The organism is Streptomyces sp. iso_384 (genome assembly GCF_056172905.1).
The window spans coordinates 2,137,063-2,150,844 of record NZ_JBWBTT010000001.1; the positions used below are offsets into that span (position 1 = coordinate 2,137,063).

The 13,782-nt window shown below is 73.4% G+C and carries 13 protein-coding genes; 7 read left to right on the plus strand and 6 right to left on the minus strand.

The window, feature by feature from the left end; all coding sequences use genetic code 11:
* Positions 1–102: 102 nt before the first annotated feature.
* Positions 103–2,220, plus strand: a complete 2,118-nt coding sequence (locus tag AC0VY3_RS09305) for an MMPL family transporter (protein ID WP_475549395.1) — start codon at positions 103–105, stop codon at positions 2,218–2,220.
* Positions 2,221–2,320: 100 nt separating this feature from the next.
* Here the strand turns inward: AC0VY3_RS09305 and AC0VY3_RS09310 are convergent, their stop codons facing one another.
* The 4 genes from AC0VY3_RS09310 to AC0VY3_RS09325 form a co-directional block, all read right to left on the minus strand.
* Positions 2,321–2,980: a winged helix-turn-helix domain-containing protein gene (locus AC0VY3_RS09310; RefSeq protein WP_475549396.1), complete on the minus strand. Its 660-nt coding sequence runs from the start codon at positions 2,978–2,980 to the stop codon at positions 2,321–2,323.
* A gap of 372 nt (positions 2,981–3,352) precedes the next feature.
* Positions 3,353–4,387, minus strand: a complete 1,035-nt coding sequence (gene glnII, locus AC0VY3_RS09315) for a glutamine synthetase (RefSeq protein ID WP_103509078.1) — start codon at positions 4,385–4,387, stop codon at positions 3,353–3,355.
* A gap of 164 nt (positions 4,388–4,551) precedes the next feature.
* A complete protein-coding gene (locus AC0VY3_RS09320; protein ID WP_475549397.1) occupies positions 4,552–5,691 on the minus strand; it encodes an ARPP-2 domain-containing protein in 1,140 nt (379 codons plus the stop codon).
* Positions 5,688–7,208 carry a hypothetical protein gene (locus tag AC0VY3_RS09325; RefSeq protein WP_475549398.1) on the minus strand — a complete coding sequence of 507 codons (1,521 nt, stop codon included), beginning with the start codon at positions 7,206–7,208 and terminating at the stop codon, positions 5,688–5,690. The genes AC0VY3_RS09320 and AC0VY3_RS09325 overlap by 4 nt, the downstream gene beginning before the upstream one ends.
* Positions 7,209–7,503: 295 nt before the next feature.
* Between AC0VY3_RS09325 and AC0VY3_RS09330 the strand changes: the two genes are divergently transcribed.
* On the plus strand, positions 7,504–8,418 hold the full coding sequence (locus AC0VY3_RS09330; protein WP_103509081.1) for a Gfo/Idh/MocA family protein: 915 nt from the start codon (positions 7,504–7,506) through the stop codon (positions 8,416–8,418).
* A 22-nt stretch (positions 8,419–8,440) separates the two neighbouring features.
* Here the strand turns inward: AC0VY3_RS09330 and pdxR are convergent, their stop codons facing one another.
* Positions 8,441–9,913: a MocR-like pyridoxine biosynthesis transcription factor PdxR gene (gene pdxR, locus AC0VY3_RS09335; RefSeq protein ID WP_475549399.1), complete on the minus strand. Its 1,473-nt coding sequence runs from the start codon at positions 9,911–9,913 to the stop codon at positions 8,441–8,443.
* A gap of 47 nt (positions 9,914–9,960) precedes the next feature.
* Here pdxR and AC0VY3_RS09340 point away from each other — a divergent pair, with 47 nt between their 5' ends.
* Positions 9,961–10,485, plus strand: coding sequence for a carboxymuconolactone decarboxylase family protein (locus tag AC0VY3_RS09340; protein ID WP_475549400.1), 525 nt, complete (start codon positions 9,961–9,963; stop codon positions 10,483–10,485).
* A gap of 668 nt (positions 10,486–11,153) precedes the next feature.
* On the opposite strand, the gene AC0VY3_RS09345 is transcribed toward AC0VY3_RS09340, so the two are convergent.
* Positions 11,154–11,519 carry an ArsC/Spx/MgsR family protein gene (locus AC0VY3_RS09345; RefSeq protein ID WP_103509084.1) on the minus strand — a complete coding sequence of 122 codons (366 nt, stop codon included), beginning with the start codon at positions 11,517–11,519 and terminating at the stop codon, positions 11,154–11,156.
* A 119-nt stretch (positions 11,520–11,638) separates the two neighbouring features.
* On the opposite strand from AC0VY3_RS09345, the gene AC0VY3_RS09350 reads away from it, so the two are divergent.
* From AC0VY3_RS09350 to cpt, 4 genes are read left to right on the plus strand one after another with little or no spacing between them, the layout of a single operon-like run.
* Positions 11,639–11,944 carry a hypothetical protein gene (locus AC0VY3_RS09350; protein WP_030080781.1) on the plus strand — a complete coding sequence of 102 codons (306 nt, stop codon included), beginning with the start codon at positions 11,639–11,641 and terminating at the stop codon, positions 11,942–11,944.
* 47 nt (positions 11,945–11,991) lie between these two features.
* Entirely contained in the window at positions 11,992–12,303 is a 312-nt protein-coding gene (locus tag AC0VY3_RS09355) for a hypothetical protein (protein WP_475549401.1), read from the plus strand.
* Between the two features lie 35 nt (positions 12,304–12,338).
* Entirely contained in the window at positions 12,339–13,169 is an 831-nt protein-coding gene (locus tag AC0VY3_RS09360) for a M55 family metallopeptidase (protein ID WP_475549402.1), read from the plus strand.
* 57 nt (positions 13,170–13,226) lie between these two features.
* Complete coding sequence (gene cpt / locus AC0VY3_RS09365; RefSeq protein WP_475549403.1) at positions 13,227–13,760, plus strand: chloramphenicol phosphotransferase CPT; 534 nt, start codon at positions 13,227–13,229, stop codon at positions 13,758–13,760.
* The last annotated feature ends 22 nt before the right edge of the window (positions 13,761–13,782 follow it).

Here is a 13,782-nt window from a genome sequence, read left to right on the forward strand (position 1 = left end):
GTGACCGGGGGCTTCGACGGCTGGGGCGGACCGCGCCGGATTCCTAGATTCGAAGCGTCCCGATCCACCGACGCGACGCCTAACCTCTGGGGGAGAGACCACATGAGGCGCAACCTCGCCGCACGCATCGGCGTGTGGAGCACCCACCACCGCAAGACGGCCGTTCTCGGCTGGCTGCTCTTCGTCGTGCTCGCCACGGGCATCGGCGGGGCCACCGGCATGGTGGAGATGACCAACGCGGAGAATGGCGCAGGCGAATCCGCCCGCGCCGAACAGATCCTCCTCGACGCCGGACTCGACAAGCCCGCGGGCGAACTCGTCATGGTCTCCGCCCCCGCCGCAGGGGAGTGGAAGCCGGCCGCCGACGCCCTCGCCGACGCCGTACGCAAGACCGGCGAGACGCAGAACATCGCCCCGCCCGTCGCCTCGAAGGACGGCAGGGACGCCCTGATCACCTTCGAGATGAAGGGCGAGGCCGCCACCTCGTCCGACCGGATCCAGCCCGTCCTGGACGCGGTCGCCGACGTCGGCGAGGACCACGCGGACATCGAGATCCACCAGTTCGGCGAGGCCAGCGCGGGCAAGTGGCTCGGCGATCTGCTGGCCGAGGACTTCAAGAAGGCCGAGTTCACCGCCGTACCCCTGGCGCTCGGCATCCTCCTCGTCGCCTTCGGCGCGGTCGTCGCCGCCCTGCTCCCGGTCGGCCTCGCCCTCACCGCGTGCATGGCCGCCTTCGGCCTTCTCTCGATCGCCAGCCACCAGCTGCACCTGTTCCAGACCACCTACTCGGTGATGTTCCTGATGGGCTTCGCCGTCGGCGTCGACTACTGCCTCTTCTACCTGCGCCGCGAACGCGACGAACGCGCCGCCGGACGCGACGCCGAGACCGCCCTGCGCATCGCGGCGGCCACCAGCGGCCGGGCGGTCCTCGTCTCCGGCCTCACCGTGATGGTCGCGATGGGCGGCATGTTCCTCTCCGGGCTCCTGCTGTTCAAGGGCTTCGCGCTCGCCACGATCATCGTCGTGTTCATCGCCATGCTCGGCTCGGTCACCGTCCTGCCCGCCCTGCTCTCCTGGCTCGGCGACCGCATCGACGCGGGCCGCATCCCGCTGCTGAACCGCCGCGCCAGGCACGGCCAAGCCGGCAGCGGCCGCATCGTCGGCCGGGTTCTGGGCCCCGTGCTGGCCCGCCCCCGCGCCTTCGCCGTCGCCGCCGTCGTCCTGCTGCTCGCCCTCGCCGCGCCCGCCCTCGGCATGAAGACCGAATCCCTCGGCCTGGAGAAGCAGTTCGGCTCCGACTCCCAGCTCTCCATCGCCCACACCCGCATCACCGACAGCTTCCCCGGCGGCCCCGCCCCCGCCCTCGTCGTGGTCACCGCGCCCGACATCACCGGCCCGGAGGTCGGCAAGGCCCTCGGCGGCTTCGAGGACGTCACCGTCCACCGGGACAAGAACGTCGCCGAGATCGAGATCCCCCTCCCCGGCGGCACCACCGACCTCACCGAACTGCGCGAGCGGACCCTGCCCGCAGCCTTCGACGGCACGGGAGCGAAGACCCAGGTCACCGGCGAGATCGCGGGCTCCGTCGACTTCAACGACCAGCTCCGCCGCGGCATCGTCCCGGTCTTCGCCTTCATCACGGCGGTCACCTTCCTGCTGATGCTCCTCTGCTTCCGCAGTTACGTCATCGCCGTGACGTCCATCGTCCTCAACCTGCTCTCCGTGGCCGCCTCCTACGGAGTGATGACCGCCGTCTTCCAGCACGGCTGGGGCGCCTTGCTCATCGGTTCGGAGGGGGTCGGCGCGATCGAGGCGTGGATGCCGCTGTTCGTTCTCGTCGTCCTGTTCGGCCTGTCCATGGACTACCACGTCTTCGTCGTCTCCCGGATCCGCGAGGCGCGCGGCGGCGGCCTGGACAACCGGGCCGCGATCGAGACCGGCATCCGCCGCACGGCCGGGGCGGTCACCGGAGCGGCGGCCATCATGGTGGCGGTGTTCGCGGTGTTCGGAACCCTGTCCATGCAGGACATGCAGCAGATGGGCGTCGGCCTGGCCGTCGCGGTGCTGCTGGACGCCACCGTCGTACGGATGGTGCTGCTGCCCTCCGTGATGCTGCTCCTGGGCGAACGCAACTGGCGTACCCCGCGCGGCCTTTCGCGGCTGCCGAGCCTGGAGAACGAGGAGCCGGCCGAGCCCGCGCCCGACACCGTACGGGTCTGAGAACGCGCCGGTACGCGAACACGGGGGGCGGCCCCGGACCACGGTGAGGAGGAACCGTGGTCCGGGGCCGCCGGACGTACTGTGCGGTGCGACCGGGCCGTCAGGGCGTGTACTTGTACCCGACCCGGCGGACCGTCTGGATCGAACGGCGGTACTCCGCACCGAGCTTGCGGCGCAGCCGGGCGACATGGACGTCGACGGTGCGCCCGTCGCCCACATGCCCGTAGCCCCAGACCGTCGTCACCAGCTGGTCACGGGTGTGCACCCGGTGCGGGTGCGCCACCAGATGGGCCAGCAGCTCGAACTCCAGGTACGTGAGGTCGAGGGCGACGCCGTCGACCGAGGCCGTACGCCGGGCGGCGTCGATCCGGACCGGACCGGCGGGCGCCATCTCGTCGGCGGCCGGGCCGGGCGCCGGCTGCTGGGGGAACGCTGTGCCGTCCGCCCGGTCCCGGGAGGCGGCGACCGCCCCCGCGAGCGCGGGCTGCTGATCGGCCGGCACGAGCACCAGGTAGCCGATCATCGGCGGCTGGCCCGGCAGCGCGGGCAGGGTGTGCGGCGGGGCCGGCAGCCAGGTGGCCCCGGGCGGCAGGAAGCCCGCCACATCGGCCGGGGCCGTGACCTCGTCGCGGTCGACCGCGCGCAGCCGGTGCCGGTTCGGGTGGGCGGGGAGGGAACGGGCGGTGGGGTCGGCCGCAGCGGGTGCCGGGGACGCCGCGGTGGCGGCGGACGCGGCGGAGAAGGTACGAGTGTTCGCCATGAGGGTCAGCTCTTTCGCGCGAGGAGTCGTCTGGGACGGACTTGCGTCGTGCGCGCGGACCGAAGGCCGGGGTGAGCGGCTTCAGTGGGCCTGCGCGTTCCACGCGCGGCAACACACCCGGTCGAAATCATGGTGCTGACGGGAAGGCCAGAACGGTTCGAGGTCGCTGCGACCCGACGCGATGTGCTGGTAGCCGACCATGTGCTCCATTGAAGCAGACGTTGCGGCTGTGCATCAGACTCCTCTCACCCGTCGATACGGACCCTTGGCGTCACGTTCCTCACGCCCGGCCGCCGCGGCCCACGAAAGAGGGGCCCACCGGCGAACCGGCGGGCCCCTCTTGGCGTGTCCGGTACGTGACCGGCGGCGGGATCAGACCTGGTCGGCCTTCTCCAGCGCGGTGCAGCAGGTGTCGACGATCAGCCGCGTGACGACGTACGGGTCGACGTTGGCGTTCGGACGACGGTCCTCGATGTACCCCTTCTGGTCCTGCTCGACCTGCCACGGGATACGGACCGAGGCGCCGCGGTCGGAGACGCCGTAGCTGTACTCGTTCCACGGGGCGGTCTCGTGCAGACCGGTGAGCCGGTCGTCGATGCCCGCGCCGTAGTTCTTCACGTGGTCCAGCGGCTTGGAGCCCTCGCCCAGCGACTCGCACGCGGTGATGATCGCGTCGTAGCCCTCGCGCATCGCCCTGGTGGAGAAGTTGGTGTGCGCGCCCGCGCCGTTCCAGTCGCCCTTGACCGGCTTCGGGTCCAGGGTGGCGGAGACGTCGAAGTCCTCGGCGGTGCGGTAGAGCAGCCAACGGGCCACCCACAGCTGGTCGGAGACGTCCAGCGGGGAGAGCGGGCCGACCTGGAACTCCCACTGGCCGGGCATGACCTCGGCGTTGATGCCGGAGATCCCGAGCCCCGCGGCCAGGCAGTTGTCGAGGTGCTTCTCCACGATCTCGCGGCCGAAGATCTCGTCCGCGCCGACCCCGCAGTAGTAGCCGCCCTGCGCGGCCGGGAAACCGCCCTCGGGGAAGCCGAGCGGCCGGTGGCCGTCGAAGAAGGTGTACTCCTGCTCGATGCCGAAGATCGGGGCCTGGCCCGCGAACTGCTCGGCGACCGGACGCAGCGCGGCACGGGTGTTGGACTCGTGCGGCGTCATGTCGATGTTGAAGACCTCGCACAGCACGAGGACGTCGTCGCCGCCGCGGATCGGGTCCGGACAGGTGAAGACGGGCTTCAGCACCCGGTCGGACGCGTGGCCCTCGGCCTGGTTGGTGCTGGAGCCGTCGAACCCCCAGATGGGCAGATCCGCCACGTCACCCGACGGCGTACCGTCCATGATCTTCGTCTTGGAGCGAAGCTTGGCGGTCGGCTCGGTGCCGTCTATCCAGATGTACTCAGCCTTGAACGTCACGGACGCCATCCTTTGCGGGTGCAGCGGTCTATGCAGCGCAGCTTGGCAAGAGGCGATTTCCCGTCCGTTGCCCGGATGTGAACCCCGTGTTACCGAGGTTTCCTCTGTTTTGCCCATGTCGAACGGGGCTCCCGACCCACCCCGTCACCGGCCGCCGCGACCGCTCACACATGGCCCTTGAGCAGCGCGGAGAACCCGGCCGCCCGCAGCCGGCGCACCAGCTCCTCCCGGCTCGACCCCAGCACGGCGGCCGCCGTGTCCAGGTGCCAGTCGGCCCCTGCCACGGTCCGAAGCAGATGGCCGCGGCGGATCTGCGCGTCGGAGAGCCGGAACGTCTTGAGGTAGGCGACTTGCCCCCGCTGATCGGTGATTGTCTCCCCGATGTGCTGCCCGCCCGTGTCCCGGACGAACGGCGGCAGGAAGCGCCACAGGGTGAAGGACTTCATCCGGTACACCTGGTCGAACGCGTACGAGGAGTCCAGCAGCTCCCGCGCGAACACGGTGTCGTGCGCCTCCTCCCAGACCCGCTTCTGAGCCCGCGAGGCCGCCCGCAGCCCGCCGAGGTTATGGATGTGCTCCTCGCCCCCGATCCGCACCGGCAGCTCCGGCACCGGCGCCCCGTACAGCGCGTACTGGTGCACCAGCTCCCCGTAGAGGTCCTCCACCAGCGAGGCGTGCAGAAGGCGGTAGTCGTCCGGGTGCGGGACGACGAAGGCGGCGGCGAGCGCGTCGGAGACGTACACCATCACCCCGCACTGGCCCGGGTGGATCTCGAAGATCCGCAGCGCGTCCGCGAGCCCGCGCACCGAGCGCCCGAGGTAGGCGTCCTCGGCGCGCGGCGAGAGCCCGTCGCGCAGGGCCGTGCGCGACCACTCCTCCCATGCGGTCGACGGACCGCCGAAGTGCAGCGCGAGATAGCCCTCCAGCGCCAGATGCAGCGGCAGGAACCGCAGCCGGTCGCCGGGCCGCCGCTTGGCCATCCGGTGATGCGGCAGCGGCGGCAGCACAGCGGCCCGGGGCGCACCGCCCCCGCCGAACTGGGTGCCGTACGCGGCCGACTGCCGGCCCGCCTCCGGTTCCCGGCCGTCCTCGCCCGGCCAGTCGGCGACCAGACCGTGCGGAATGTACGAGACATAGTGCTCCCGCGGCCCGAGCTCGACGATCCCCGCGCCCAGGCCCTCGTACACCTCACGGTGCAGCCGCAGTCCCTCCACCGGCTCCGCACGGACCAGCGGGACGAGCCGGACGCCGCCCCACACCTGCGAGGGCCGGGCGGTGAGCCCGGTCAGCTCCAGCCGGTTCACCGGACCACCCCTTCCGCTCCGCTTTCTCCTTCTCCGGTGAACCGGGCCACGCGCCGGTCCAGATACGCGTACAGCTCCGCCGGCCCCGTACGCCCCTCCGCGAACCGGGCGATCTCCACCAGGGCGGGCAGATCCTCCGCGTCCCGGATCCCGGCCGTCGCCACCCCCGCCGCCAGCCGCCGCACATCGAAACCCTCGGCGTCGTATACGGGGTTGACGTGCACCACGGCCGTCCGCCGCTCCGGATCCAGCCGGCGCCGCCACACCCGCAGCACCTCGCCCGCGAGCCCGGCCGGGGCGTTGTCCCAGCCGTCCGAGACGATCACCAGCCGGTCCGGGGCCGCCCCGCCCGGACCCGGCTCCAGCGCGTCCAGCACCCGCATCCCCAGCGGGGTCGGCCCCCACGGGCGTACGAGCAGGGCGTCGCCCGCGCCCGAGGTCCACAGCCCCCGGTACGCGCCGGGCGCGGCGAGCGCCTCCAGCAGATGGTGGCAGGCCAGCGCCACGGCGAGCGGCCGCCGCCGCTTCTGCCCCGACCCGGACGAGGAGAAGCTGTCGTCCAGCACGGTGTGCACCCGCCCCCAGCTCCCCGCGTGTCCGCCCGCCACCCGGCGGGCCGCCCCGCGCAGGGCGCCGGTCAGCTCGGCGCGCCGCTCGGCACGCTGCTCGAAACCGAGCGACAGCACGTACAGCGCGAGCCGGGTCAGCGGCATCACGGTCAGATCCACCTGCGTGGCCGCCGGAGCGTTCGGCCGCCGGTCGGCCGCCGCCCGCTGCTCCTGGGTACGCAGCCGCTCCAGCCGGGTCATCCGGGGCGCGGCGCGCTTCAGGAACACCTCGCGCTTCATCCCGTGCCTGGCGGCGAACCCCTCCGCGACGGTGAACGGCAGCTCGGCCACCGCCCGCTGCTCGTAGTGGGCGCGCCGCCAGGCGTCGAGCAGCCCGTGCTCGTAGCGGGGCAGCCGCCCCGGCCGGAACAGGAACGCCCCGACCTCGGCGAGCGGTGCGGCCCCCTCCGGGCAGGGCAGATGGATGTGCCGGGCGGCGGTCTTCAGCCCGGCCCGGTACTTCACGGCGTCATGGCCCAGATCCGGCCGGGCCGCCAGCCAGTCCCGCATGATGGCGCGCGTCCGCCGGTTGTTGACTCCGGCCCGCCGCAGCTCGCCGAAGAGCCGGTAGACGCGCGGCGGCGGCAGCAGCGCCAGCCGGGCGGCGATGAGCCGGCCCTCGGTGCGCCGCTCCTCGCAGCTCGCCTCACCCGCCGTCTCCAGCAGCCGGCGCACGATGAGCGCCGCGTTGTGGTGGTTGATGTCCAGGGCCAGCGAAGCCGCGTACACCCGGCGGTAGTTGACCCGCACGTAGGTGTGCAGGAAGTCCAGGGAGAGCTGCTGGTCGGCGGCGCCGGAGCGGAACTCGCGCTGCCCGGTGGCGGTGATCGCCGCGTTCACGAAGAGCAGGACGTCCTCGGCGGCGACGAGGTCGGCGACGCGGTCGGCGCGGCTTTCGGGCGTGTTCATGGTCGTCCCCCGGGAGGCTGGAGTGCCGGCCGGGGAATGGAGGCGCGAACAACGAAATCATCGCTTCACAGGCACGTCTCGGGAGTCGCGCCGGAGTCCCGCGGCCGGCCCTGGAAACGTAGCGGGGCAAGGTCGCCGCGCGCCACCGCATTCGGGGTCCGGGTGCCTTCCGGGGCGTGGCGGCGTGCGGGCCGGGCATCCTGGCCCGGTGCCTGCCCCGGCCGGCGGGCGAGCGGGCGCGTGAACGCCCCGGCCCCCTGCCCGACCACTCGCCGGACCCGGCACACTGGCACGCATGACGACTGCAGGCACCACCCCTCTGCGCATCGGCCTCCTCGGCACCGGCCCCTGGGCGCGGAACACCCAGGCCCCCGCGCTCGCCGCCCACCCCGGCGTCGGGCTGAGCGGGGTGTGGGGCCGCCGCGCCGAGGCGGCGGAAGCCCTCGCCGCCGCCCACGGGACGCGCGCGTACACCGGTGAGGAGGGCATCGACGCGCTCCTGGAGGCGAGCGACGCGGTGGCCTTCGCGCTGCCGCCGGACGTGCAGGCCCCGCTCGCGGTCCGGGCGGCGGAGGCGGGCTGCCACCTCCTGATGGACAAGCCGGTCGCCACGACGGTGGCCGGGGCTCGTGCGGTGGCCGGGGCGGCGGAGAAGTCAGGGGTGGCCTCGGTCGTCTTCTGCACGCTGCGGTTCGCGCCCGAGACCTCCGTGTGGATCGCCGAACAGGCGGCGGTGGACGGCTGGTTCACGGCCCGTGCCCAGTGGCTCGGCTCGCTCTACGCCGAGGGTTCGAGCAGCGAGTACGCGGACTCCCCGTGGCGGCGCGAGAAGGGCGGCCTGTGGGACGTCGGCCCGCACGCGCTCTCCGTGCTGATCCCGGTCCTGGGTGACGTCGAGCACCTGACCGCCGCCCGGGGGCCGGCCGACACCACGCATCTGATCCTGCGCCACACCTCCGGCGCGTCCAGCACGGTGACGCTCGGGCTGAGCGCCCCGCCCGGTGCGGCGGGCGTCGAGATCGAGTTCCGGGGCGAGCGGGGCACGGCGTCGATCCCCGGCTGGGCCGGCGCGGAGACCGCGTTCCGGGGTGCGGTGGACGCCCTGGCCGAAGCGGTACGCACGGGGGTGCCGCACGCCTGCGACGTACGCTTCGGCCTCCACCTCACGGAACTGCTGGCGGCGGCGGAGGAGCAGGCACAGGCGGGGTGAGAGCCCGCCGGGTCCACGCCGCTCACCCCGGCGGCGGGGCCGGCCGCCGAGGACGCCGCCGGCCCTCCTCCTGCGAGGGCCCCGGCGGCAGGGCCTGGCACAGGGCCTCCAGCGCCTCCGGATAGGCGGATTCGGCGGGCGTCGCGTACCCGACGACGAGCCCGTCCCGCGGGTCGTCCGCCCGCCCCGCAGCCTCCGCCCCCGGGTGCCGGTAATCGGCGAGGCCCTCCACCGCCAGCCCCTGCCAGGCCGCCGCCCGGACCGCCGACCGCTCGGTGCCGGGCGGCAGCTCCACCACCGCGTGCAGCCCGGCCGCGATCCCGGTGACCCGGACGTGCGGGGCCCGCTGCTCCAGCGCCGCCACCAACTGGTCCCGGCGGCGACGGTGCCGCTGCCGCATCCGGCGTACCTGCCGGTCGTACGCGCCCGACTCGACGAAGTCCGCGAGCGTCAACTGCTCGGTGGCGCTGGAGAACTGCTCCCGCTCCCCCTTCGCCGCGACGACGGGGGCGACGAGCCGCTGGGGCAGCACCATCCACCCGATCCGCAGCGCAGGGGAGAGACTTTTGCTCACCGATCCCACCAACACGACATGCTCGGGATCGAGCCCCTGGACGGCCCCCACGGGCTGCCGGTCGTAGCGGAACTCCCCGTCGTAGTCGTCCTCGACGACGAGACCGCCGGTGCCCCGGGCCCAGTCGACCACGGCCGCCCGCCGCGCGGGGTGCAGCGGTCCGCCGGTCGGGAACTGATGGGCGGGCGTGAGGAGTACGGCGCGGTCGCGGCGGGTGAGCCCGTCGACCCGGGCGCCGTCCGCGTCCACGCCGAGCGGCCGGGTGCCGACGCCGTGGGAGGCGAGCAGCTCGCGGTGGAAGGGCAGCCCGTACTCCTCCGCCGCCCATGGGCCGCCGACCACCTCCGCGAGCAGCCGCAGCCCGTGCGCGGCCCCCGAGCACAGGACGATCCGCTCCGGCGCGGCCCGCACCCCGCGCACCCGGGCCAGATAGCCGGCCAGGGCCCGGCGCAGCTCGGGCCGCCCGTGCGGATCACCGGGCCCGAAGGCGTCGTCGGGGGCGGCGGCGAGCGCCCGCCGCGCCGAGGCCAGCCAGGCGGTGCGCGGGAAGACCGAGGGATCCGGCTGCCCCTGGACCAGGTCATGGACCGGGCGGGCCGGGCGCTCGGGGGTACGCGGCCGATGCACCGGGGTCACCGGGACGGCCCGCTCCGCGACCCGCGTCCCCGACCCCTGCCGGGCGGCGAGCCACCCTTCCGCGACCAGCTCCGCGTACGCGTCGGCGACGGTGTTGCGGGCCAGGCCCAGGTCGGCGGCGAGCGAACGGTAGGGCGGCAGCCGGGTTCCCGGAGCGAGCCGCCCGCTGCGCACGGCCTCGCGCAGCGCGGCCATCAGGAGGGCCCGGCGATTGCCCGTACCGGAGAGCTCCAGCGGCAGATCGCTGCCCAGGATCTCCGCCGAATTGACCCATGAATCCGTCATAGAAATGCACCCCACGCCCAGTCACCGGTAGCCCTAGATTCGTACCCATGACGACGACGGAGATCAAGACGAACGACCGCACCACCACCGAGGCCACCACCGTCCGGCCCAACACGGCCACGACCACACCCCGGCTGAACTTCGCGAAGGCGGCCCCGAAGGCGTTCCGCGCCGTGATCGGGCTGGACGCGGCGGCCCGCGAGGGCCTGGACCCCACCCTCGTCGAACTGGTCCAGATCCGCGCCTCGCACCTGAACCGGTGCGCGTACTGCCTGCACATGCACACCACGGACGCGCGCACGGCGGGCGAGAGCGAGGAGCGCCTGCACATGGTCGCGGTGTGGCAGGAGGCGGACCACTTCTTCACGGAGAAGGAGCAGGCCGCCCTCGCCCTGACGGACGCGGTCACCCGGATCGCGGACGCGGGCGTGCCGGACGAGGTCTACGACCGGGCGGCTGCCCACTTCGGCGAGGACGAGCTGGCCCACCTGCTGGCCCTGATCCTCACGATCAACACGTGGAACCGCATCGCCCTGTCCACGGCCAAGCGCGCGGGCACGGACGAACGCTGAGGCGGTACGGCATGCGCCGCCGGCGCTCACGCCCGGGGGCATCAGGGGCTCACCGGGCCGGGGCTCACATCAGCCGGGTCCGGAGCTCCAGCCAGGCCGCCACCTCGGCCCGCAGCGCACGGTCCCGTACGCGGGGCAGCAGCTCGCCGGCCGCGACGGAGAGCCGCTTGGCGGCCCGGGACGCGTTGACTCCGCCACCAGGTTCCCCCGTGCGTACGGAGTCGACTCCCGGGTCACCACGTCCGCCCGGGACACCGGGACGGCGTCCAGGCAGGCCCGTACGGCCGCATCCGGGTCGAGCAGCCCGTACCGCACGATCTCGCAGACGGCGTCCGTCCGGTCGAGGCTCCCGGAGCCTTCGCACGCGCCGAGCAGCCAGAGCCCCAACTCCTGCCGGACAGAACGACCGTGGCCGAATCTCCGCTCATCCTCGCCCGGCAGGAGCCGACTGCACGAGGTCCACAGGAACCACCCCAGCGCGCGGCTTCATCCGCCTCGTCGGGCTGCCGCCCGGTCCTGTGCGGCTCTCGACGAATCCGTCACCGAGGAGGCCGGTCACCTCGGAGGGCGTATTCGTGGCATCGGCGCCGCGCACGGTGCCGGTGACGACGAAGTCGGTGAAGAACCCCGTCCCGGGGAAGGCCCGCCGGATCCGCGGGCCCACCGCCTCAGGCGCCGCGCCCCAGCGCGTCCCGCACCGCCTCCTCGCTCCGCGCCACCACGGCCGTGCCGTCCTCGGCCGTGATGATCGGCCGCTGGATCAGCTGGGGATGATCGGACAGCGCTGCGATCCACCGCTCCCGCGAACCGGCGTCGCGCGCCCACTCCTTGAGACCCAGCTCCTTCGCCGCCGCCTCCTGCGTCCGCGTGATGTCCCACGGCTCCAGACCGAGCCGGTCCAGCACGGCCCGGATCTCCTCGGGCGATGGCACGTCCTCCAGGTAGCGGCGGACGGTGTAATCGGCCCCTTCGGCGTCCAGCAGAGTCACCGCGCTGCGGCACTTGGAACAGGCGGGATTGATCCAGATCTCCATGGGGCCAAGGGTACGCGAGGGACTACCGAAATGGCCTCTGGCCAGGGGCGATTGTCAGTGGGGGGCAGTAAAATGGAGGGAGTTCGTGAGGGTTCCACCACGCTGCCAGGAGGATGCCGATGGCCGTCGCCACAGTCACGACCGAGCCGCTCGACCGACAGCTCCCGATGCCCTTCCACCCGCCGCTTCCCGCGCCGCCCGCGAAGAAGCGGCTGCCCGCGGGCCGCCCCCGCGAGTGGTACGTCTCCCACAACCGCCGCCTCAAGGCCATGCGCCTGGCCATCGCCCTGCTCGACAGCGGGGTCTACCAGCCCTCCAGCGCCGGCAACCACCGGATACGGATCACCGCCGAGCGCCTGGGCATCCACCCGCCGTCCGACACCACCTGCCGCATGGTCCGCGCCCTGATCCGCTACGGCCGCTGACCCGAACCGACCGGAGCCCGACCACTGCCCCCGGACCGTCGAGCGACGTGTCCGGGGGCGCCCGGCTGCCCGGCTCCGCCGAAGCGGAACGGGCCGCCTACCGCCGCCCCGACCCGCGGGGCGACGACGAGGACGGCTGGATGACGCAGACGGGCCCGGTCATGACCGCGCTGTGGACCGCGTCCGGCAATGTCACGCTCCTGTGCGACGAGGCCCTGAGCGAGCCGGTCAGGTCGTACGGCCACGCGCTGAACGCCGCCGTGTGGCGCGATATCGGGGACGTCGAGGTCAACGAGCACCTGGAGGAGGCCACGACGGCGTCCATGAACGCGGCACGGGCGAGCCTCGCCGGCTCCTGACCGGCCGCGCGTCCGCGAGGTAGGCTCCCAGGCCCATGAAGCTGCTGATCTCGGTCGACATGGAAGGCGTCTCGGGCATCGTCCACCCGGCCGAGACGAACCCCGAGCGTTACGACTACCAGCGCGGCCGGGAGCTGATGACGGCCGACGCGAACGCGGTGATCGCGGGCGTCCTGGACGCCGACCCCACGGCCGATGTCCTGGTCGCGGACGCGCACGGCACCTTCCGCAACCTCCTGCCGGAGCAACTCGACCGCCGTGCCCGTCTGGTACGGGGCAAGCCGCGCGCGTTGAACATGCTCGCCGGGCTCGACGCGGAGACCGACGCGGCGCTGTTCGTCGGCTATCACGTCCGCGCGGGGGAGGGCCCGGGCGTGCTGGCGCACACGATGAACGGCGAGATCCTCGACGTACGGGTGGCGGGCCGCTCGCTGGGCGAGATCGGGCTCAACGCCGCCATGGCCGGCCACCTCGGCGTACCGGTCGTCCTGCTCAGCGGCGACGACGCGGCCTGCGCCGAGCTGACCGAGCTGGCCCCGGCGGCGGTCACGGTCCCGGTCAAGGAGGCGCTGGGCGCGGCGGCCGCCGTGACCCTGCACCCGGAGGAGGCCCGGGACCGGCTGCGCCGGGCGGCGGCGGACGCGATCACGCGCCGCGCGGAGATCCCGCCCCTGACGCTCGCCCCCGCTCCGCTGGACGTGGAGGTCGACCTCGCGGGCGCGCACACGGTCGACCTGGCGACCCTCGTACCGGGCGTCACACGCACCGGCGGCGCCCGTACGGTCACCTTCACGGCCCCCGACTACGCGGCGGCGTACCGGCTGATCCTGCTGCTCGCGCACCTGGCCACGATCAGGCCCGCCTAGCGAGCGGCTCGCCGAAAACGCGTCGAACACCGCACGGGTTGCCTCTACTGTGACCGGGTGACAACCCAGGTGATCGTGCTGAACGGCGGCTCCAGCTCCGGCAAGTCCGGCATCGTCCGCTGCCTCCAGGCGGAGCTGCCGACCCCGTGGCTCGCCGCCGCGATCGACACGTTCGCCGACGCGCTGCCCGCGTCCCTGAGGTCGGGCGGCGAGGGCATCGAGTTCGCGGCGGACGGCGGCGTGGCGGTCGGCGAGGAGTTCCGCAGGCTGGAGGCGGCCTGGCGCGAGGGCGTGGCCGCGATGGCGAGGGCGGGAGCGAAGGTCATCATCGACGACGTGTTCCTCGGCGGCCCGGCCTCCCGGGAAGGGTGGCGCAAGGCGCTGACGGGCCTGAACGTCCTGTGGGTGGGCGTCCACTGCGAAGGCGCGGTCGCGGAGGCCCGCGGCATCGCCCGGGGCGACCGCCCGAGGGGCATGGCCGCGGCACAGGCGGAGACGGTCCACCGGGGCGTGACGTACGACCTGGAGGTGGACACCACGCACACGGAGTCCTTGACCGTCGCGAGAACGATCGCACGCCACGTAACCTGACCGCCCGCCCGACCTGAATACC

What these genes read in the sequence shown, in the direction of transcription:
- pdxR (WP_475549399.1), bottom strand. Translation starts at nt 9,913, where the DNA reads ATGACGGATTCATGGGTCAATTCGGCGGAGATCCTGGGCAGCGATCTG.
- AC0VY3_RS09305 (WP_475549395.1), top strand. Translation starts at nt 103, where the DNA reads ATGAGGCGCAACCTCGCCGCACGCATCGGCGTGTGGAGCACCCACCAC.
- AC0VY3_RS09350 (WP_030080781.1), top strand. Translation starts at nt 11,639, where the DNA reads ATGGCCGTCGCCACAGTCACGACCGAGCCGCTCGACCGACAGCTCCCG.
- AC0VY3_RS09330 (WP_103509081.1), top strand. Translation starts at nt 7,504, where the DNA reads ATGACGACTGCAGGCACCACCCCTCTGCGCATCGGCCTCCTCGGCACC.
- AC0VY3_RS09345 (WP_103509084.1), bottom strand. Translation starts at nt 11,519, where the DNA reads ATGGAGATCTGGATCAATCCCGCCTGTTCCAAGTGCCGCAGCGCGGTG.
- AC0VY3_RS09310 (WP_475549396.1), bottom strand. Translation starts at nt 2,980, where the DNA reads ATGGCGAACACTCGTACCTTCTCCGCCGCGTCCGCCGCCACCGCGGCG.
- AC0VY3_RS09360 (WP_475549402.1), top strand. Translation starts at nt 12,339, where the DNA reads ATGAAGCTGCTGATCTCGGTCGACATGGAAGGCGTCTCGGGCATCGTC.
- AC0VY3_RS09325 (WP_475549398.1), bottom strand. Translation starts at nt 7,208, where the DNA reads ATGAACACGCCCGAAAGCCGCGCCGACCGCGTCGCCGACCTCGTCGCC.
- AC0VY3_RS09340 (WP_475549400.1), top strand. Translation starts at nt 9,961, where the DNA reads ATGACGACGACGGAGATCAAGACGAACGACCGCACCACCACCGAGGCC.